We start from the raw sequence: 17,892 nt of genomic DNA on the forward strand, positions 1-17,892 counted from the left end.
CCCCGTTGCCTAGCGGATGTTCGGGTCGAAGGTGAAGATCACCAGCGTGCCCAGAAGAATGGTGAACACCGTGGCGGTGTAGAGCAGGCCCTTGAGCCACAGACGCGTGTTGGCGCGCTCCGCGTAGTCGTTGATGACGGTACGCAGACCGTTCGCGCCGTGCAGCATCGCGAGCCACAGCATCAGCAGGTCCCAGCCCTGCCAGAACGGGGAGGCCCAGCGGCCGGCCACGAAGGCGAAGCCGATCTTGGACACCCCGCCGTCCAGCACGAGCTGGATCAGCAGGTGGCCGAGGACCAGGACGACGAGCACGATGCCCGAGAGGCGCATGAAGAGCCACGCGACCATCTCGAAGTTGCCGCGGGTCGAGCGCGGGGTCTTGCTGGTGCGCTTGCGCGGGGCCTCGATGTACGGCGCCGGGTTGTCGACGTCGTAGAGGGACACGCCCTCCACGTCACCGATGCCCTTTTCGAAAGAAGTGTCAGAAGACATGCGTGTCACTTCCCGAAGAGTTCGAGGTAAGCGTGTCCGAGGACGGGGTACAGGGCCCCGACCATCAGCACGACCCAGATGCCCACCACGGTCCAGAGCATCTGCTTCTGGTAGCGGGGGCCCTTGGACCAGAAGTCCACGGCGATGACACGGAGACCGTTGAGCGCGTGGAACAGGATTGCGGCGACGAGGCCGTACTCCAGTAGCGCGACGATCGGAGTCTTGTAGGTAGCCACGACATCGTCGTACGCCTCAGGGGAGACGCGGACGAGAGCGGTGTCGAGGACGTGTACGAACAGGAAGAAGAAAATGAGGACGCCGGTGACTCGATGAGCCACCCAGGACCACATTCCTTCCCGGCCGCGGTACAACGTTCCAGCCGGCACGGAAAACCCTCCGGAAGCGGGGCGGGGGCCAGCCGGCTTCTTTGTCGGTCGGGCCCGGCCGGGTACGGTCCTCCGGCCCCGGACATCGTAGCGACGCTTTGTCGGTTCCCTCGCGCGGGGGCCATCGGTGTGATCAAACAGGCACGGACGGACTATCCCACAGGGGCGAATAGCCCGAATTCGGCAGCAGATACCCCATCTGCCGAGGTCAGCCAGTGTGTCAGGTCGGCGAGCCGGACCTGCGCGACGCGACGGAGCTCGTCCGCGGAGATCGCGCGCTCCTCGTCCACCTCCAGCTCCATCCGCCGCCGGATCGCGGCCAGCAGCTGGTCCGCCTGCTCCTCCGGAGTGGTCCCGTCGAGGCAGATCACGAAGGCGTGGCCGAAGGTCCGCTCGTACTCCCCGTGCGCCGCGTCGAGCGCGAGGAGCGCGGCGTACGCCGCCCCGTGCTCCAGCTCCGGCGGGAACTCGCAGGCCAGCGCCTCGGACAGGTCGGCTTGAGAGAGGTCGTACGAAGCTTCGTCCGCGGCCGCGAGTAGCGCGCCGAAGTCGGGGTAAGGGCGATGGGCGGCCACCCGCTGGGCCCAGCGCCGGCTGCCGCAACAGTGCAGCAGGGCGGAGTGGGCGGCCTCGGGGGACAGCGCGTTGAACCGCGCGAGCCCGGCGTCGTTGAAGGGACCGGTGTCGTCGAAAGGACCGGTGTCGCCGAACGGACCGCCGTCGAAAGGACCGGTGTCCCCGAACGGGTCGGCGTCGTGGAGGGAGGGGGAGCCGTGGGAAGGGTCGGAGCCTCCGCGGGCCTGTGCCGGAAGGTGGCTGGACAGCGGGGGGCTCCTCGTGGCGTGGCGCGGGTGTCCCGCCACGCTATCGACGTGGAGCCGGGTGTGTCGTACCCATTCCGGGTTTTCACTCGGAAGTGAGCCGAAAGGATGACGGGAGCGCTTGCCGGGCCAGGTGCGGGGCCGCTCGGGGGCCCCGCGGGGGACCCGGGCATGATGGCCGTGGAGACGGCGGGGAAGGGGAGGGCGACCGAGGCCGCCACCCCCCACAGGAGAGGCCCCGGCCGCCATCCGTCGCGGACTCGTGCGACAAGCCCGCACCCCTCTCAGCGTCTTCGGTGCGTTTTGTGTCACACCCCGCTCCGCGCAGGGATGGTTGCACGTTGTACAACTCGTGGACGAAGGTGCTTGAAAGCCGTAACGTGCTGATTTGCGCCACACATACGGGACTGTGAACGGGTTGGGGATTTTGCTGGGGGACGACGCGGAGCTGACCACCGCGGTGCTCGCGGCACAAGACGGCGACGAGCTCGCGTTCCGTTCTGTGTACCGCGCCGTGCACCCGCGCCTGCTCGGATACGTCCGCACGCTCGTCGGGGACGGCGACGCCGAGGACGTCACCTCCGAAGCCTGGCTGCAGATCGCCCGCGACCTCGACTCCTTCACCGGCGACGCCGACCGCTTCCGCGGCTGGGCCGCCCGCATAGCCCGCAACCGGGCCCTCGACCACATACGGATGCGCGGGCGCAGACCCGCCGTCGGCGGGGACGAGACCGAGCTGACGGGCCACGCCGCCGAGTCCGACACCGCCGGCGAGGCCATGGAGTCCCTCTCCACCTGCCGCACGATGGAACTCATAGCCCAGCTCCCGCAGGACCAGGCCGAGGCCGTCGTCCTGCGCGTGGTCGTCGGCCTGGACGCCAAGAGCGCGGCCGAGACCCTGGGCAAGCGCCCCGGTGCGGTCCGCACCGCCGCGCACCGGGGCCTGAAGAAACTGGCCGAGCTGCTCGGCCAGGACGAGGACTTCGACCCCGGAGCCGACCCCGATTCCGGCATAGGCTCCGGCATCGGCCCGGCCGCCGGCGCCGGCGCCGGACGGCTGCGCGCCCGCCTCGGCGATAATGACGGGAGTCGCGCACGGGGCGCCGGGGGCGGACGGGACCTCGACGCCGTACCGGCGCAGCGGGCCCGCGCCGCGGGCCTCGTAGAACAAACCGGTGTGACGGATTCACGTTGGCGGACGCAGAAGGACATGTGATGGCCGACGAGCGCGACAGGTGGCTGGACAAAGCCGCGGCGGACAGACTGCTGCGCGGAGAACCGGTCGCACCTGGCGCCGAGCAGCACGCCCACGCCCGGGCCGAGCGGCTGCGCGCCGCCCTCGACGCACTCACCGAGCAGCCGGCCCCGGCCGCCGGAGGGCTCCCCGGGGAACTGCGCGGAGAGGCCGCCGCGGTGGCCGCGTTCCGCGCACGCGGCTCCGTACTCCGGGCCGAACCGCAGACGGCGGCTCCGGACGGGGGCCTGTTCGGCTCCGCGGACACCGTGGTCGAGCTCGGCCCGCCCGCCGGCCCGGCCAGACCGGGACCCCGGCGCGGGCGGCCGGTCCGCTTCGCCCTCGCCGCCGCCGTGGCGAGCGTCGCCGTGGGCGGACTGGCCGCCGCCGCGGGCACCGGACTGCTGGACCGCGCACCCGGGGACACCGCCGGCGCGCTGCCCGCCGCCTCGGTGACGGTCGGATCCTCCCCGGCGGCCCCGCCCGACGGCCGCTTCGCGGCGCCCGTCGCGCCGCCCCGCAGCACCGCGCCGAGCGACGGCGGGGGCCAGAGCGGCACCCCGTCCCCGGGGAACACCCCGGGCGCGGAAGGCCGTACGACCGGACCCGGCGGCGTCGCCGGGATCAGCGGCACCACCGGCACGGAACCCACCGCGAGCGGCTCCACCGGAGGCAAGGACGGCCGGGACCGGAACCGCCAGGGCGGCACCGACAGCATGACCACGGATCCCCCCGACGGTTCGGGCCGGGACCGGGACGGCCGCACCGGAGCGGCGGAGCTGTGCCGGGACTACCGGTCGGGGCGGCTCGACGAGGCCCGCCGCGAGAAGCTCGCACGCCTGGCCAAGGGGCTGCTGCGGATCCCGCGCTACTGCCAGGTGGTGCTCGACGTGGCCACCGGCGGGGGAGCCGGCGCAGACACGCCGGGCTCGCCCACGGGCCCGCAGTTCCCCTCGCGTTCGCTGGGGCTGGTCCCGGCCGGGACGGCTTCGCCGAAGCCCCCGCAGACGGCCCCGCGCCGCTGAGGACCGGGTACCGGACACTGGCCTGAAACGGCTCGCGCCACGCCTGTAACACTTTTCGAACCGGTGACGCAGTACATAACGAGCCGACTGGTCATCGGCCGCGCATGAGCCGGGGTTCCCCCCGTACCCCTGGGCTCTGCGCAACCGGCGCGGGCGGGATTCGTTCCCCCGATCCCGCCCGCGCCCTCAACTTCCGACCTTCCGCGCCCGGACAGGGCGCCCCCCGCCCGGCCCGCCGCAGGTCGCCGCCCGCGGGTCACCAGCAGACGTCACCAGTAGACGACGACCTTGTCGCCGACCTTCACCGCGTCGAACAGCGTCGCCAGCTTGGCCTTGTCCCGGACGTTCACGCAGCCGTGCGAGGCGCCGGCGTAGCCGCGGGCGGCGAAGTCCGCCGAGTAGTGCACGGCCTGGCCCTTGCTGAAGAACATCGAATACGGCATGGGCGTGTGGTAGAGCGTCGAAACCCAGTCCTTGGCCTTCCACTCCACCGCGAACTCGCCCTCGCGGGTCGGGGTGTTCTCCGAACCGAAGCGCACGTCCAGCGTGGTGACCACCTTGCCGTCGATCATCCAGGCGAGGGTGCGGCTCTCCTTGCTGATGCACATCACCCGGCCCGTCATGCAGCGCGGGTCCGGGGCGTCCGGCTCGTTGACGGTCGGCGGGCGCAGCTCGTCGGCGGTCGGCTTCTTCGTGGAGCCCTGGATCTTCTTCCAGGTGGGCTCGTCCACGCCGCCGGTGGCGGGCAGGCCGTTCTTCGACTGGAAGGACTTGACGGCCGCGGTCGTCTTGGAACCGTAGAAACCGGTCGGAGCGACCGACATCAGCTTGAGCTGGCGCAGCCGGGCCTGCAGTTCGCGGACCTGCTCACTGTCGTCGCCGTTCGCCATGACCTGCTTCACGGTCGGCGAGGGCGAGGCGGAGGGCGAGGGCGAGGCCGAGGCGGACGGGGACGCCGACGGCGAGGCGTCGCCCGGCTTTCCGTCCGTGGACGGCGAGGCGTCAGGGGTGGCGACCGCCGTGGGCGATGCGGGAGCGGAAGAACCGGAGCCCGCGGCCTCCGGCTTCTGCGGTCCGCATGCGGTCGCGGCAAGTGCGACGGCGGTGGCCAGGCCGAGTGCGCGGATTATTACCTTCTGGCGGTGCATTGCAGTCCCCCGATTTCTACGTGTGTATCTAGGTGATGCCACGCGGGCGTGGTCAGTTGCAGGGACGGCCGCGATGTTGCGCCATTGTGACCAGCGGCCGCCGCGCGGTCGCCGCGGGGACGTTTTATCAGCCCCGGGCACCTCGTAGCCACGAAGGAGCGCGCCACATGGAGCGGCACACCGAGAGCGGGATCCCGATCGCGCCCGTCTACCGCCCGGACGACCTCGCCGGCTGGGACCCCGCGACCGAACTGGGGGAGCCGGGGGAGTACCCGTACACCCGGGGCGTCCACCCGACGATGTACACCGGACGGCCCTGGACCATGCGCCAGTACGCCGGCTTCGGGACCGCCGCCGAGTCCAACGCCCGCTACCGCCAGCTCATCGGGGGCGGCGCCGCAGGACTGTCCGTGGCCTTCGACCTGCCCACCCAGATGGGTCACGACTCCGACGCCCCGCTCGCGCACGGCGAGGTCGGCAAGGTGGGCGTCGCGATCGACTCGGTCGAGGACATGCGGGTGCTGTTCGACGGGATCCCCCTCGACCGGGTGTCCACCTCGATGACGATCAACGCACCGGCCGCCGTACTGCTCCTGCTCTACCAACTGGTCGCCGAGGAGCAGGGGGTCGCCGCCGCCGAGCTGACCGGAACCATCCAGAACGACGTGCTGAAGGAGTACATCGCACGGGGGACGTACATCTTTCCGCCCGGCCCCTCCCTGAGGTTGACGGCCGACGTCTTCCGCTACTGCCGCACCGAGCTCCCCCAGTGGAACACCATCTCCATCTCCGGCTACCACATGGCCGAGGCGGGGGCCTCGCCCGCGCAGGAGATCGCCTTCACGCTGGCCGACGCGATCGCGTACGTACGCACCGCGCTGGCCGCCGGGATGGAGGTCGACGCCTTCGCGCCCCGGCTGTCGTTCTTCTTCGTCGCCCGCACCACCCTCCTGGAGGAGGTGGCGAAGTTCCGCGCGGCCCGGCGGATCTGGGCCCGCGTCATGCGCGAGGAGTTCGGTGCCCGGGACCCGAAGTCGCTGATGCTGCGCTTCCACACCCAGACCGCCGGGGTGCAGCTGACGGCGCAGCAGCCGGAGCTCAACCTGGTGCGCGTCGCCGTGCAGGGCCTGGCCGCCGTGCTGGGCGGCACCCAGTCGCTGCACACCAATTCCTTCGACGAGGCGATCGCACTGCCCACCGAGAAGTCGGCCCGCCTCGCGCTGCGGACCCAGCAGGTGCTGGCGTACGAGACGGACGTGCCGCACACCGTCGACCCCTTCGCCGGGTCCTACGCGGTGGAGCGGATGACGGACGAGGTGGAGGCGGCGGCGCTCGACCTGATGGCCCGGGTCGAGGCGATGGGCGGGGCGGTGGCCGCGATCGAGGCGGGCTTCCAGAAGGAGGAGATCGAGCGGAACGCGTACCGGATCGCCCGGGAGACCGAGAGCGGCGAGCGCGTGGTGGTCGGGGTCAACCGCTTCGCGCTCGACGAGGAGGAGCCGTACGAGCCGCTGCGCGTGGATCCGGCGATCGAGGACCGGCAGCGGGCGGCCCTGGCCGCGCTGCGGGCGGGGCGCGACGGGGCGGCCGTGGAGGAGGCGCTGGCGGCCCTGCGGGAGGCGGCGGCGGGCACGGAGAACGTGCTCCATCCGATGAAGGAGGCGCTGCGGGCCAGGGCCACGGTGGGGGAGGTGTGCGGGGCGCTGCGGGAGGTGTGGGGGACGTACGTGCCGGCTGATTCCGGCTGGTGAACCGGGCTGATTGCGATGTGGTCCCAGTCCGTGAAATCCACTGGCGCGACAGGTGCGTCCCCATGGGACACTCCTGCACATGCTGGGTGTCACAGATCTTCCGACGTATCTCGCCGGCCTGGTGCTGATCATTTTGCTGCCGGGGCCGAACTCGCTCTACGTGCTCTCCGTCGCCGCGCGCGGCGGAGTCCGCCAGGGGTACCGGGCCGCCGCCGGCGTGTTCACCGGGGACGCCCTGCTCATGACCCTGGCCGCGGTCGGCGCCGGGGCGCTGCTGCAGACCAGCCCGATCGTGTTCGGCGTGGTCAAACTGCTCGGCGCCGGGTACCTGACCTGGCTCGCCATCGGCATGCTGCGGGGCGCGTGGACCATGTGGCGCGCCCGCCGCGAGCGCGCCGCGGCCGACGAGGGCGCCCCGGAGGTGGCCCTGGCCGCCGCCGGGGTGAAGGCCGGCGAGACGGAGCGGCCCTACCGGCGGGCCCTGCTGATCAGCGTGTTCAACCCGAAGGCCATCCTCTTCCTGATGTCCTTCTTCGTGCAGTTCGTGGACACGGCCTACGCCTACCCGGCGCTGTCCTTCCTGCTGCTCGGCACCCTGATGCAGATCGGCAGCTTCCTCTACCTGACCACGCTGATCTTCGGCGGGAACCGCCTGGCGGCCGCCTTCCGGCGCCGCAAGCGGCTCGCCGCCGGGGCCAGCTCGGCGGCCGGCGTGCTGTTCCTGGGCTTCGCGGCGAAGCTCGCCGTGAGCTGACGCGGCGGAGCCGGCCCCGGACCCCCGGCCCCGGCCCCGGCCCCGGCGAGCCGACCCCGACCCCCGCCGCGACCGCCGAGCTAGCCGACGGCCCTGCGCAGCAGCCGGGCCAGCCGCCGTGCGGCGCGGCTGCGGGGCAGGAAGGACAGCTGCGCCGGGATGCCGCCCGGCAGGCCCAGGGTGGTCAGCCGGCGGCGGGTGAAGTAGCGCCAGGTGTCCGGGGTCAGGTGTGCGGTCAGCCAGCGCTCGGCCTCCGCGCGGTGCTCGGTGAGGATCCTGGGCTGCATGGTGAAGCCCACCGCCGTGAGCAGGCCCGCCAGCTCGGCCGCGACCCGTTCGGGTCCCGGCGGGGTCCAGGCGCGTACGGCCGCCGGGTCCGCGAGGTCGGGCAGCAGGGCGTCGGCCAGGACGAGCGGGATCCGGTTGCTGTTCGGGTACGGGGACAGCCGCGCCAGGACGGCCCCCGTGCCGGTCCGGGCCACCGGGAGCCCGTACAGGGTGGCGGCGGTCAGCAGTCCGGTGGAGAAGCAGCCGACGACCAGGGCCGGGCGCAGCCGCTCGTAGAGGGTCTCGGCGAGCACCGGGGTGCTCAGCACGGTGAGCCGGATCCCGAGCCGTTCGGCCTCCTCCTCCGCCCGGCGGGAGTAGGCGGCGGGGGCGCTGGGGTGCGGTTTGAAGACCAGCTCGCGGTGGCCCAGCGCGTGCGCGCCGCGGACCATCTCCACGTGCAGTTGCTCCTCCTCGGCGGCCGGCACCAGGTCCAGGGCGGAGAGGTACTGGCCCAGCAGGAGCGCGGGCGCCCCTGCCGTGGACAGCTCTGCCGTGGACAGCCCTGCCGTGGGCAGTTCCGCGTCGGGCAGTTCCACCGCCGCGTCGAGTTCGCCGATGACCTTGAGGAAGGCGGCCGCCGGGACGGCCTCGGCGCGCACGCCGAACTCGGTCAGCAGCAGCGGCTCCAGGCCCGGTACGAGGTCCAGGTGCAGCACCCGCCGTACGCGCATCCCGAGTCCGGGGTCGAGGCGGAAGCGGGTGGGGCCGTAGCTCATCAGCCCGTCGGCGTAGACCTCTATGGCCGCCCCGGGGAAGAGCCGGCACAGGCTCTGGGCGGGCGGCACCTGGAGCGATTCCACGATCAGCTCGACGCGGTCGGTGCCCAGCCCCCAGGAGGAGCGCAACTGGCGTTCCCACAGCGGGACGTCGTCGGCGCGCGGGCTCCAGGTGCTGGGGTGCTGCGGGGCGATGACGGCGTTCCAGTCGAGGACCGTGTCGAAGCGGGTGCTCAGGGAGTCGAAGCCGGGGGCGGCGGTCAGGCCGGGGGTGATCTCGGCGGTGACGGAGTGGTTGCTGGTCAGCAGGATCCGGCGGCCGGCGGGCGGGAAGAGCCCCGCGTCGAGGGCGGCGGCGAGAGTGGCCGTGCCGTAGAGGGTGGAGGCCAGGAAGATCTGGGTGACGTTCACGCCGTCACCCCGGCGGACGCGGCGGACGCGGCGGGGGTGGCAGGGGCGGATCCGGCGGTGGCGCGTCGGCGGAGCCGGCGGAGCAGGGCGGCGCGGTCGGCGTCCATCGCGTCCAGGGTCTGGTCCAGGACCTGCTGCGGCATTCTGCCGAGTGCGGCCGCGCTCATCGAGCGGAGTTTTCTGGCCACGGGGGGTTCGAACCTTTCGATGGACCCGACATGGTGCGCGATAATTGCGCAATACGTTCGAACGGCTTTCGGGAGCAGGAGATCGGATTCCCGGTCCGCGGCCGTTTCCGACAGAACCTGATCGAATGCCCGAATGAAATCGAGCTGACGCTCGTCGCCGATTTGTGTCAGCGAGGTGGAAACCCCGCGACGGTAGAAGATTCCGGGCAGACCGACCGGGGCGAAGGACTCCGCCTCCCGGTGCAGCCGCCAGATCCACGGCCGGTCCTCCGCCGTCCGCAGCCCGTCCGTGAAGTGCAGCAGCCCGCGGTCCAGCAGTCGCCGGTGGTACATCCCCGCCCAGGCGTACGGATAGTCCACCGAGGTCGCCCGGGCCACGGGCAGGATCGCGGTGCGCGGATCGGCCACCACCGACTCCGGCCCGTAGGGGACCCGCTGGACACTGCGGGTCCTGCCCGTGCACTGGACATGGTCGGTACGGACGAAATCGCAGCTCAGGGCCTCGATGGCGGCCAGGGTCCGGGCCAGGTGGCCCGGCGCCAGCCAGTCGTCCCCGTCCAGGAAGGCGATGTACTGCCCGCGGGCCGCGTCCAGACCGGTGTTGCGCGCCGTCGCCAGGCCGCCGTTGCGCTCGTGTCTGAGGTGCACGGCGCCGGGCAGCTCGCGGGCCGCCCGTTCCAGGAGCGCGGGCGTCCCGTCCGTCGAGCGGTCGTCCACGAGCAGGAACTCGAAATCGTCCCGAGCGTTGACTTCGAGGCTTTTCAGGGCATCCGGCGCATACGTCTGCACGTTGAAGAACGGCACGACAACAGAGAGCTTGAGCACTCGCGAGACATTAGGGCGCCGTTCGTCATTCACTGTGGCCCGGACGCGGATTCCACGTGAACGACGAACGGCAGGCACGTTAACCCGGACGCTTTCGCACGGAGTCGACGGGTTGTTAACCCGCTGTTGTGCGCTCGTTGGGCCGATCACCGAAAAGCCGGAATAACTTCTGCCGGGTGCCAGCAAGCAACCGCGCGGCCCATCGGGCCGCCCTCCGTGTGGCCGTACTCGCCGATTCCGACACCCGCTGGAAATGGGGAGCGCTCACCGCGCGCCGCCTTTCCGCGGAGCCGGACGCCGTCCACCTGACCGGATACCTGCTCCGCGGCCGGGCCACGCCCACCGCGCGCCAGCTCGGCGAGGTCGGGGCCCGGGCGGACCGGCTCACCGAAGTCACCTGCGCGGGGTTCCTCGCCGAGCTGTCGGCGCCGGAGCGGGAGTCGTACGACGTGGTCGTCCTCGCCCTGGTCGGCGGCGCCGTCCAGGCCGTCCTGCACGGGGCCCGGGCCCTGTGGCCGGAGCCGGCCGCCCGGCCGGTGTTCGTCACCGGGTACGTCGGAGTCGTCTACGAGAAGCTCGCCGACGGCCTGCTGCTGCGCCACGGGGCCGACCTGGTCCTCGCCAACTCCCGCCACGACGCGGGCCGCTTCCGCGCGGTCTACGAGGGCGTCGGCGCCGGCGCCGGGGCCGTCGTGGAGACCGCCCTGCCCTTCCTGGCACCGGCCGAGGCGCACGCCTACGCGCCGCTGGGCAGTACCGCCCACCGGGTGGTCTTCGCGGTCCAGCCGTCCGTACCGGACGCCCGCGCGGACCGTACGTACCTGCTGCGCCGCGCCGCCGAACACGCCCGGCTGCACCCCGGGCGCGAGGTGCTGATCAAGCTGCGCAGCCGCCCGGGCGAGCACACCACGCACCTGGAGGAGCTCCCGTACCAGCGCCTCGCGGAGCAGCTCCCCGGCGGCCTCCCCTCCAACTGCCGCCTGGTCTACGGGAACATGGGCGAGGTCCTGGACACCACGGACCTGCTGGTCACCGTCTCCTCCACGGCGGCCCTGGAATCCCTCCACCGGGGCATCCCGACGGCCGTCCTCACCGACCTCGGCGTCCGCGAAGCCCTCGGCAACCACCACTTCCTGGGCTCGGGCTGCCTCGCCTCCTGGACCCAGCTCGACGCGGGCCTGCTCCCGAAGGCCGACCCGGACTGGCTGGCGGCCCAGGGCGTGGGCGCGCCGGCGGCGCCGGACTCCGGCGCTGTCGGCGCCCAGGACCCCTGCGACCCCTACGCCGCCGCCCGGGCCCGCCTCGCGGAGCTGCTGGACGGGGCCCCGCTCCCGCCCGTGGCGCCCTACTACACGCAGGACACCGCGCCCGGGTACCTGCCCGGGATCCTGGCCCGGCACCACCTCGGCGCCGACGGGCACCCGCTGCCCGGTGCGGCCCGGACCGGCGCCGGGGAGTCCCGGCTGCGCCGCCGGCTCCGCGCCCACCTGCGCGAAGCCGCCCGGGGCGCCTACCGCCACGGGGTCCAGCGCGTCGCACCGGTGATCCGCCGCCTGGGGGAGCTGTGAGCCCCCGCCCGGCCGGAGCCGTGACGCGCGCCGCCGTCGCCCGCGCCGCCGCCACGCGCGCTGCGGCCACGCGCGCCGCTGCCGTACCCGCCACCGCCACGGCTGCTGCCGCCGTACCCGCCGCCGGTGCCGCTGCCGCTGCCGTACCCGGCGCCACGGCTGCTGCCGCAGCACCCCGCGCCGCCACGGCTGCTGCCGCGGTACCCGCCGCCGGCGCCGCCCCGGCCACTGCGGGATCCCCGCGCGAGGCCCGCGCCGTGCCCAGGGTGCTCGCCGTGATCCCCGCACGCGGGGGGTCCAAGGGCGTGCCCGGGAAGAACCTGGCCGACGTCGGCGGCATGCCGCTCGTGGTCCGGGCCGTCCGGGCCTGCCTGGGGGCCGCGACCGTCACCGACGTCCTGGTGTCCACCGACTCCGAGGCCATCGGCGAAGCCGCCCGCGGGGCCGGGGCCGTGACGCTGCGGCGGCCCGCCGGGATCTCCGGGGACACCGCCACCAGCGAGGCCGCCGTACTGCACGCGCTCGACGCCTTCGAGGAACTGCATTCCGTCACCGTCGACGTGGTGCTCCTCGTCCAGTGCACCAGCCCCTTCGTCACCGCCTCCGACGTGGAGTCGGTCGCCGCCGCCGTCGCCTCGGGCGCCGCCGACTCCGCGCTGACCGCGGCCCCCTTCCACGGCTTCCTCTGGCGGGCGGCGCCCGACGGCTCCGGGACCGGGGTCAACCACGACACCTCGTACCGCCCCCGCCGTCAGGACCGCCCCCAGGACCTCCTGGAGACCGGCGCCGCCTACGCCATGGACGCCACCGGCTTCCGCACCGCCCGCCACCGCTTCTTCGGGCGGACCGTACCGGTCGCCACCGACCCGGCACGGGTGCTGGAGATCGACGACCCCCACGACCTGGCCCGCGCCCGCGCCCTCGTACCCGTACTCGCCCCCGCGGCCGCACCTGCCCCTGCTCCCGCTCCTGCTCCCGCTCCTCCCTCCACCCCGGTCCACACCCCAGGGGTCCCCACCCCGCCCGTCCCCACCCCGGTGCCGGCACTCGCGCCCGCACCTCCTCGTGCCCGCACACCCCACGCTCCGAAGGACAGTCCTGCCATGACGGTCACCCCCGCCCCCCGCCTCCGCACCTTCGGCTCCCGCACCGCCGGCCCGGGCCGCCCCGTCTACGTCGTCGGCGAGATCGGCATCAACCACAACGGCGACCTCGGCAACGCACTCGCCCTCATCGACGCCGCCGCCGAAGCCGGCTGCGACGCCGTGAAGTTCCAGAAGCGCACCCCCGAGATCTGCACCCCCCGCGACCAGTGGGACATCGAGCGCGACACCCCCTGGGGCCGGATGACCTACATCGACTACCGCCACCGCGTGGAGTTCGGCGAGAGCGAGTACCGCGCCATCGACGAGCACTGCGCCAAGCGCGGCATCGACTGGTTCGCCTCTCCGTGGGACACCGAGGCCGTCGCCTTCCTGGAGAAGTTCGACGTCCCCGCCCACAAGGTGGCCTCCGCCTCGCTCACCGACGACGAGCTGCTGCGCGCCCTGCGCGCCACCGGCCGCACCGTCGTCCTCTCCACCGGGATGTCCACCCCGAAGCAGATCCGGCACGCGGTGGAGGTGCTCGGCAGCGACAACATCCTGCTCTGCCACGCCACTTCGACGTACCCGGCCAAGGCCGAGGAGCTCAACCTGCGGGTCATCAACACCCTGCGGGAGGAGTACCCGAACGTCCCGATCGGCTACTCCGGCCACGAGACGGGCCTGCAGACCACCCTGGCCGCCGTCGCCCTCGGCGCCGCCTTCGTCGAGCGGCACATCACCCTCGACCGCGCGATGTGGGGCTCCGACCAGGCCGCCTCCGTGGAGCCGGGCGGCCTGACCCGCCTGGTCCGCGACATCCGCACCATCGAGACGGCGCTGGGCGACGGCATCAAGCGGGTCTACGAGTCCGAGCTCGGCCCCATGAAGAAGCTCCGCCGCGTCCAGGGCGAGCTCGCCACCGTATAAGCGCCCCCCGGCCCCTCGGCTCCCGGCTCCCCGCCCCCCGGCTCCCGGCCTCCCGGGTGTCCGCTGCGCGGGGCGGAGCCCCCTACCCGCCGTTCCCCGGGCTGCGCCCTGACCCGTAGGCCCGGGCTGCGCCCGGCCCCCTGGGGCTCCGCCCCGGACCCCGCGCCTCACACGCCGGCGGGGCTGGATTTCCGGCCCCGCCGCCCTCTCCCGAGGAGTACGTGGTGACCCCCTCAGCCCCCGCCTCGACCCTGGCCTTCGTCGAAAGCCCGGTCCAGCTGCTCAACGTCCTGGAATGGGCGCACGCCCAGAGCGCCGGACGGCTCCTCGGAGTAGTCCCGCGCCAGCCGGCCCGCGGCGGCGGGAACGGACCCGGGCCGGTCGCTTCCGCCGCCGGAGGCCTGCGGATCGTGGTGCTGCCGCCCACCGACCCCATGTCCCGGGGGCAGCTGCGCCGGATGGCGGGGCTGGCCCGGGACGAGGGGCACGAGGTGCGGTGGCAGGAGGCCCGCGGCGGCCGGTTCGCCCCGGTCAAGGCCTTCGCCGCGCTCGCCCGGGAGGTACGGGCGGCCGAGCGGGTGGTGATAGGGGACCCGTTCTCCCGCTACGTGCAGCTCCTGCTCACGCTCGTCCGGGCCGAGGAGCTCGTCGTGGTCGACGACGGGACCGCGACCATGGAGTTCGTCGCCCAGACGGCCCGCGGCGAGCGCCTCGTGCGCTGGCACCGGGTCGGCGGCGGAGGCCTCGCGGGCCGGCTGCGCGAGCTGGCGTACGCGCCGGTCTCCTCGACGGCCCGGCGGCGGTTCACCCCGGGCGCGGACGGCAGCCGCCGCGTCGAGGTGTTCAGCTCGATGCCGGTCACCGCGCACGGCGGGATGACCGTCCGGCTCAACGACTTCGCCTGGACCCGGGCCCGCTTCGGCCCGCCCCTCCTGACCAGGGGCACCGACCTGGTCGGGACCTCGCTGGTGGAGACCGGCGTCGTCGACCCGGCCCGCTACCTGGAGGCGGTGCGCGCCCTGACCCTGGAACACGGGGCGACCCGCTACTTCGCCCACCGCCGGGAGTCCCCGGAGAAGCTGCGCACCCTGAGCGAGGCGACGGGGCTGGAGATCGTACGCCCGGACCTGCCGCTGGAGCTGATCGCGAGGCGGGGCCCGGTCGGCCGGACGATCGTCAGCTTCCCCTCCACGGTCGTCCACACCCTGCCCTACGCACTGATCGGCACCGGCGTGACCGTGGCCGTATGCGATGTCGATCCGAGCTGGCTCACCCCGTCGGCCTCGGACCGGGCCCGCGGTTTCCTCGCCGGGGTCACCGACACCGCCCGTGATGTGCACAGACTTCCTGCTCAGACGGCTCCGGCGGCCGGATGAGTGCATGAGTGAGGGCGCGAGTTTACCCGCGCGTCCATCCGGTCATGCGTCCAGAGGCCGGGATTCTTTCCCCTAACGGCATGAACTTTTCGTGATCTCCAGCCAGTTGACCCATGGGTGGGCCTACCCTTGAACGGGTGAACCAGTTGATGTCCCGCGAGTCCCAGACCGCCCTGCCCGGCACGCCCGACCGGCCCGAGCTGCCCGGCAAGCTTCCGGACCACCTGCGTGCCGAACTGATCGCCTTCCGTCGGGACTTGCACATGCATCCCGAGCTAGGACACCAGGAGTTCCGCACCACGGCGGCGATCAAGGCCCGGCTGGAGAAAGCGGGCCTGCGCCCGAGGGTGCTGAAGTCGGGCACCGGGCTCATCTGTGACGTCGGCACCTGGGACGGAGTACGTCCCATGCTGGCCCTGCGCGCGGACATCGACGCCCTGCCCATCCCGGATGCCAAGACGCACGTCTCGTACCGCTCCACCGTCCCGGACCGCGCCCACGCCTGCGGCCACGACGTGCACACCGCCGTGGTCCTCGGCGCCGGCCTCGTCCTCGCCGAGCTCGACCGCCGGGGCGAGCTGCCCCGGCCGGTGCGGCTGCTGTTCCAGCCCGCCGAGGAGGTGCTGCCAGGCGGCGCCACCGAGGCCATCGACTCCGGGGTGCTGGACGGAGTGGGCAAGATCATCGCCCTGCACTGCGACCCCCGGGTCGACGCGGGCCGCATCGGGCTGCGCACCGGGCCCATCACCTCGGCCTGCGACCGGCTGGAGGTCACCCTCGACGGTCCTGGCGGGCACACCGCCCGTCCGCACCTGACCACCGACCTGGTGACGGCGGCCGCCCGGCTCGCCCTGGACCTGCCGGCCCTGCTGACCAAGCGGATGGACGCCCGCTCGGGCATGTCGGTCACCTGGGGCCGGATCGAGGCCGGGCACGCCTGCAACGTCATCCCGATGCACGCGGAGCTGTCCGGAACCGTTCGCTGCCTGGACCTGGCCTCCTGGCACGAGGCCCCGGACCAGATCCACGCGATCATCGACGAGATCGCCGCGATGCACCGGGCCAAGTCGGAGATCACCTACGTGCGCGGAGTGCCTCCGGTCGTCAACGATCCGGTGGTCACCGAGCTGCTGCGCGAGGCGATGAGCGCCCGGCGCGGGGCCGACTCGGTGGAGGACACCGAGCAGAGCCTGGGCGGCGAGGACTTCTCCTGGTACCTGGAGCACGTCCCCGGAGCCATGGCGCGCCTGGGCGTCCGCAAGCCCGGGGACACGGCGAAGCGGGATCTGCACCGGGGTGACTTCGACGTGGACGAGGCCGCGATCGGGGTCGGCGTGGAGTTCTTCACGGCCGCGGTCCTCCTCGACGGCGCGTCCCTGGACGGGCGGCGCGCCAGGCTCGCAGGGCCGACGGGATAGAAGTTCTTACACAATCTGCGATTGATCCGGCGGACGCGTCCGGCCCTTGGTACACATGGGTCGGACGCGTCGGCTGTTACTGATCGGTCACTGTCTGGTTCACGACGATCCGATAACGACTCATGAACGGGCCTTTAACTGACATCTACGCGCGTTACGATCTCGGCGAAACCAGCGCCGGTCGTGGCGCTTCGGTCAGGTTTTGAAGGAGCCTCCCCTTGCGCCGGATCACCAGGATCGCCACCGTGGGCATCGCGTCCGCTGCGCTGGCCCTCTCGGCCACCGCCTGTGGCGGTAAGAAGTCCTCGGACTCCTCGTCCGATTCCTCCTCCTCCGCGGAGAAGTCCGCCGCCATCGCGTACGACATCGGTGGCCGCGGCGACCAGTCGTTCAACGACGCCGCCTACGAGGGCCTGCACAAGGCCGAGACGGACCTCAAGATCAAGGGCGCCCAGGCGGAGCCCACCGACGGCGAGGGCGAGGCCGACAAGGTCCAGCGCCTCACCGAGCTGGCCCGCAAGGGCAACAACCCGGTCATCGGCGTCGGCTTCGCCTACGCGCCGGCCATCAAGAAGGTCGCCGAGAAGTTCCCGAACACCACGTTCGGCATCATCGACGACACCTCGGTGCAGGCGAAGAACATCGCCAACCTCGTCTTCAACGAGGAGCAGGGCTCCTACCTGGCCGGCGTCGCCGCCGCCAAGGCGTCCAAGACCGGCACGGTCGGCTTCATCGGCGGTGTCGAGGTTCCGCTGATCAAGAAGTTCGAGGCGGGCTTCACCCAGGGCGTCAAGGACACCAACCCGAACGCCAAGGTGCTCACCCAGTACCTGACCCAGCCGCCGAACTTCGACGGCTTCGCCAAGCCCGACCTGGGCAAGGCCGCGGCCGAGGGCCAGCTCGACAAGGGCGCCGACGTGATCTACTCGGCCGCCGGTCTGGCCGGCTCGGGTGCCATCGAGGCCGCCTCCGCCAAGGGCAAGTGGTCCATCGGCGTCGACTCGGACCAGTACAACCAGGCCGGTCTGGCGAAGTACAAGGACTTCATCCTGACCTCGGTCACGAAGGACGTCTCCGACTCGGTCTACAACCTGATCAAGTCGGTCCAGGACGGCAAGCCCGAGTCGGGCGAGGTCCGCTACGGCCTGGACAAGGACGGCGTCGGCCTGGCCGACTCCAACCCGAAGTACAAGGAGATGACCGACCTCGTCGCCGCGGTCGACAAGGCGAAGGCCGACATCATCGCCAAGAAGATCGAGGTCAAGACCGCGCCGTAAGGCCTGGTCCGACCTGCTGCACACGTGATACCCGGGGTCCGGGAAGCGGTCTCATCGCTCCCGGGCCCCGGCCCGTGTCCCGTGGTTTCATGTGATCTTGTGGCCGGTTGGCCGCAAGTTTTCACTTTCGACAGTGCTACGCGCGTAGAAGCATCGTGGA

Annotated in this window: 15 protein-coding genes and 1 pseudogene; 10 read left to right on the plus strand and 6 right to left on the minus strand. The window is 72.4% G+C overall.

The window, feature by feature from the left end; genetic code table 11:
- Window positions 1–9: 9 nt before the first annotated feature.
- The 3 genes from ACFWNV_RS11165 to ACFWNV_RS11175 form a co-directional block, all read right to left on the minus strand.
- Window positions 10–492: a succinate dehydrogenase hydrophobic membrane anchor subunit gene (locus tag ACFWNV_RS11165; protein WP_250744034.1), complete on the minus strand. Its 483-nt coding sequence runs from the start codon at window positions 490–492 to the stop codon at window positions 10–12.
- Window positions 493–497: 5 nt separating this feature from the next.
- Window positions 498–878: a succinate dehydrogenase, cytochrome b556 subunit gene (sdhC, locus tag ACFWNV_RS11170; RefSeq protein WP_266880720.1), complete on the minus strand. Its 381-nt coding sequence runs from the start codon at window positions 876–878 to the stop codon at window positions 498–500.
- Between the two features lie 152 nt (window positions 879–1,030).
- The gene (locus ACFWNV_RS11175) at window positions 1,031–1,741 is read right to left on the minus strand and encodes a 2-oxo-4-hydroxy-4-carboxy-5-ureidoimidazoline decarboxylase (protein WP_383943951.1); all 711 of its coding nucleotides are present in this window, start codon (window positions 1,739–1,741) and stop codon (window positions 1,031–1,033) included.
- A 385-nt stretch (window positions 1,742–2,126) separates the two neighbouring features.
- On the opposite strand from ACFWNV_RS11175, the gene ACFWNV_RS11180 reads away from it, so the two are divergent.
- Window positions 2,127–2,915, plus strand: coding sequence for an RNA polymerase sigma factor (locus ACFWNV_RS11180; protein WP_383944044.1), 789 nt, complete (start codon window positions 2,127–2,129; stop codon window positions 2,913–2,915).
- On the plus strand, window positions 2,915–3,958 hold the full coding sequence (locus tag ACFWNV_RS11185) for a hypothetical protein (RefSeq protein ID WP_383943955.1): 1,044 nt from the start codon (window positions 2,915–2,917) through the stop codon (window positions 3,956–3,958). The genes ACFWNV_RS11180 and ACFWNV_RS11185 overlap by 1 nt, the downstream gene beginning before the upstream one ends.
- Before the next feature lie 269 nt (window positions 3,959–4,227).
- On the opposite strand, the gene ACFWNV_RS11190 is transcribed toward ACFWNV_RS11185, so the two are convergent.
- Window positions 4,228–5,106: a peptidoglycan-binding protein gene (locus tag ACFWNV_RS11190; protein ID WP_383943959.1), complete on the minus strand. Its 879-nt coding sequence runs from the start codon at window positions 5,104–5,106 to the stop codon at window positions 4,228–4,230.
- Between the two features lie 167 nt (window positions 5,107–5,273).
- Between ACFWNV_RS11190 and ACFWNV_RS11195 the strand changes: the two genes are divergently transcribed.
- Together ACFWNV_RS11195 and leuE are read left to right on the plus strand one after the other, a co-directional pair.
- The gene (locus tag ACFWNV_RS11195; protein WP_383943962.1) at window positions 5,274–6,857 is read left to right on the plus strand and encodes a methylmalonyl-CoA mutase; all 1,584 of its coding nucleotides are present in this window, start codon (window positions 5,274–5,276) and stop codon (window positions 6,855–6,857) included.
- Between the two features lie 79 nt (window positions 6,858–6,936).
- Window positions 6,937–7,611 carry a leucine efflux protein LeuE gene (gene leuE / locus ACFWNV_RS11200; RefSeq protein WP_383943964.1) on the plus strand — a complete coding sequence of 225 codons (675 nt, stop codon included), beginning with the start codon at window positions 6,937–6,939 and terminating at the stop codon, window positions 7,609–7,611.
- Between the two features lie 80 nt (window positions 7,612–7,691).
- Here the strand turns inward: leuE and ACFWNV_RS11205 are convergent, their stop codons facing one another.
- Together ACFWNV_RS11205 and ACFWNV_RS11210 are read right to left on the minus strand one after the other, a co-directional pair.
- Window positions 7,692–9,068 (minus strand): polysialyltransferase family glycosyltransferase, encoded by a 1,377-nt coding sequence (locus ACFWNV_RS11205; RefSeq protein ID WP_383943967.1) that lies wholly within the window; start codon window positions 9,066–9,068, stop codon window positions 7,692–7,694.
- The gene (locus tag ACFWNV_RS11210; RefSeq protein ID WP_383943970.1) at window positions 9,065–10,081 is read right to left on the minus strand and encodes a glycosyltransferase family 2 protein; all 1,017 of its coding nucleotides are present in this window, start codon (window positions 10,079–10,081) and stop codon (window positions 9,065–9,067) included. The genes ACFWNV_RS11205 and ACFWNV_RS11210 overlap by 4 nt, the downstream gene beginning before the upstream one ends.
- A 176-nt stretch (window positions 10,082–10,257) precedes the next feature.
- Between ACFWNV_RS11210 and ACFWNV_RS11215 the strand changes: the two genes are divergently transcribed.
- The 6 genes and pseudogenes from ACFWNV_RS11215 (at window position 10,258) to ACFWNV_RS11240 (ending at window position 17,732) form a co-directional block, all read left to right on the plus strand.
- On the plus strand, window positions 10,258–11,649 hold the full coding sequence (locus ACFWNV_RS11215; protein ID WP_383943973.1) for a DUF6716 putative glycosyltransferase: 1,392 nt from the start codon (window positions 10,258–10,260) through the stop codon (window positions 11,647–11,649).
- 275 nt (window positions 11,650–11,924) lie between these two features.
- Window positions 11,925–12,278, plus strand: a pseudogene (locus tag ACFWNV_RS11220) (cytidylyltransferase domain-containing protein); the annotation flags it as partial.
- Between the two features lie 474 nt (window positions 12,279–12,752).
- Window positions 12,753–13,661, plus strand: a complete 909-nt coding sequence (locus ACFWNV_RS11225; RefSeq protein WP_383944047.1) for an N-acetylneuraminate synthase family protein — start codon at window positions 12,753–12,755, stop codon at window positions 13,659–13,661.
- 224 nt (window positions 13,662–13,885) lie between these two features.
- Complete coding sequence (locus ACFWNV_RS11230; RefSeq protein ID WP_383943976.1) at window positions 13,886–15,037, plus strand: hypothetical protein; 1,152 nt, start codon at window positions 13,886–13,888, stop codon at window positions 15,035–15,037.
- Window positions 15,038–15,186: 149 nt separating this feature from the next.
- Window positions 15,187–16,455, plus strand: a complete 1,269-nt coding sequence (locus ACFWNV_RS11235; RefSeq protein WP_383944050.1) for an amidohydrolase — start codon at window positions 15,187–15,189, stop codon at window positions 16,453–16,455.
- Between the two features lie 218 nt (window positions 16,456–16,673).
- Window positions 16,674–17,732: a BMP family protein gene (locus ACFWNV_RS11240; RefSeq protein ID WP_383943979.1), complete on the plus strand. Its 1,059-nt coding sequence runs from the start codon at window positions 16,674–16,676 to the stop codon at window positions 17,730–17,732.
- Window positions 17,733–17,892: the final 160 nt, after the last annotated feature.

The organism is Streptomyces sp. NPDC058401, assembly GCF_042722885.1.
GTDB lineage: Bacteria > Actinomycetota > Actinomycetes > Streptomycetales > Streptomycetaceae > Streptomyces.

What these genes read in the sequence shown, in the direction of transcription:
- ACFWNV_RS11185 (WP_383943955.1), top strand. Translation starts at nt 2,915, where the DNA reads ATGGCCGACGAGCGCGACAGGTGGCTGGACAAAGCCGCGGCGGACAGA.
- leuE (WP_383943964.1), top strand. Translation starts at nt 6,937, where the DNA reads ATGCTGGGTGTCACAGATCTTCCGACGTATCTCGCCGGCCTGGTGCTG.
- ACFWNV_RS11190 (WP_383943959.1), bottom strand. Translation starts at nt 5,106, where the DNA reads ATGCACCGCCAGAAGGTAATAATCCGCGCACTCGGCCTGGCCACCGCC.
- ACFWNV_RS11235 (WP_383944050.1), top strand. Translation starts at nt 15,187, where the DNA reads ATGTCCCGCGAGTCCCAGACCGCCCTGCCCGGCACGCCCGACCGGCCC.
- ACFWNV_RS11225 (WP_383944047.1), top strand. Translation starts at nt 12,753, where the DNA reads ATGACGGTCACCCCCGCCCCCCGCCTCCGCACCTTCGGCTCCCGCACC.
- ACFWNV_RS11165 (WP_250744034.1), bottom strand. Translation starts at nt 492, where the DNA reads ATGTCTTCTGACACTTCTTTCGAAAAGGGCATCGGTGACGTGGAGGGC.
- ACFWNV_RS11195 (WP_383943962.1), top strand. Translation starts at nt 5,274, where the DNA reads ATGGAGCGGCACACCGAGAGCGGGATCCCGATCGCGCCCGTCTACCGC.